The sequence below is a fragment of the Chloroflexota bacterium genome (assembly GCA_015478725.1).
Classification (GTDB): domain Bacteria; phylum Chloroflexota; class Limnocylindria; order Limnocylindrales; family CSP1-4; genus C-114.
Genome location: JADMIG010000103.1, coordinates 1 through 1,561 on the forward strand (window position 1 = coordinate 1; position 1,561 = coordinate 1,561).

Annotated in this window: 1 protein-coding gene; it reads left to right on the plus strand. The window is 52.7% G+C overall.

Annotated elements, in window-relative coordinates; genetic code table 11:
- Positions 1-118 precede the first annotated feature (118 nt).
- Positions 119-1,303, plus strand: coding sequence for an IS256 family transposase (locus IVW53_15945; protein ID MBF6607055.1), 1,185 nt, complete (start codon positions 119-121; stop codon positions 1,301-1,303).
- Positions 1,304-1,561 lie beyond the last annotated feature (258 nt).

Here is a 1,561-nt window from a genome sequence, read left to right on the forward strand (position 1 = left end):
GATGCCATCCCGAATTCTGTGTAACGTAAGGGCTTCCCAAAGAGGAGGATTGTAGGCAATACTACAGGCATAGACCATCGCTTTGTTTCGTCATTTCCATTTCTACCAAGGAGGGAATATGCCTGCACACAAGAAGAAAACTACCACATCCACCAGTCCAGAAGCAACCTCAACGGTCAGTTCAGTAGAACCCCTCACACCGGAGACCTTTCATCAGTATCTGCGAGCCGAAATTCGTGATGCCACACGGCTCGTGATGGAAGACATCATGTGCGAGGAACTCAGTGGCTTTCTGGGAGCCAAGTGGGGAGAATGCACTGCTGAGCGCAAAGGCTATCGCAACGGCTTCTACACCCGCGATCTGATGACGACCTCAGGGCCGATCGAGGACCTTAACGTGCCACGAGATCGAGAAGGAGCATTCCACACGCAAGCCTTTGAGCACTATCGTCGCTATGAGCCACAAGTCGCCGAAGGATTGACACAGATGTTCGTCGCCGGTACCAGCACGCACAAAGTGGGAAATGTCGCTCAAACGCTGATGGGAGTCGCGCCTAGTGCCAGCACCATCAGCCGTTTGAATCAGACGCTGACGCACCAATTCGAAGCATGGCGTGAGCGGACTTTGCAAGGACATTGGCGTGTGGTGTACCTCGATGGCATCCATTTCAAGATCCGCCATGGGAGCAAATGCGATACGAGCATCATTTTGACGGTGTTAGGAGTCGATCTCGAAGGGCAGAAGGAAGTGCTGGCTCTGCGTGCCTGTGCCGAGGAGGATAAAGAGGGGTGGCTGAGTATCTTGCAAGACATCCGTCGACGAGGAGCGACACAAATAGATCTGCTGGTGACCGACGGACATGATGGATTGCTGGCAGCCGTCGGGGAACTCTTTTCGGCAACTCCACGCCAGCGCTGTCTCGCCCACAAGCAACGTAACGTTATGAGTGCCATCCCGCGACGAGAACGGGAGGACGTCCAAGCCGAACTCAGCGGCATTTGGCAACAAGAGAAGAAGGAGGATGCACTTGTCAACTTGACAGCATTTAAAGCGAAATATGCTCAGCGCTATCCCGAAGCCGTACGCAGCCTGGCTGAGGATGAAGAGCATCTGTTGACGTTTTATGCGTTTCCACCTGCCATGTATCGTCATATCCAGACGACCAATGCCATCGAAGGCTTTTTCAGCAATGTGCGACAGCGCACCGACCAAATTGATGCCTTTACCACCGAGATGAGTTGTTTGACCATTGTCTGGGCCGTGATGCAAGATATTCGCTTCCACCGAATCGCCGTTTCCTAACACCAAGTAAGTTCGGGAGTCGGGAGCGAAAAGCAAGAAGCCAGCGTTTCACGCTGGGGAAGGGGGAGTTCTTTTTGGTTTTTCGCCTCGTGGCGCATTCGTCTGCTCATGGAGAACATCTGCTTCTTCGATGTCTTTGGGCCTTTCTGATTCTGGTGAATTTGGCCGAAGCGATCTCATCTTATTCGTGGGGTCATGAGTCCTCTTCTTTGCTCGCTTCCTTGATACTACTCTTTACACACAACTCGGGATGGCATC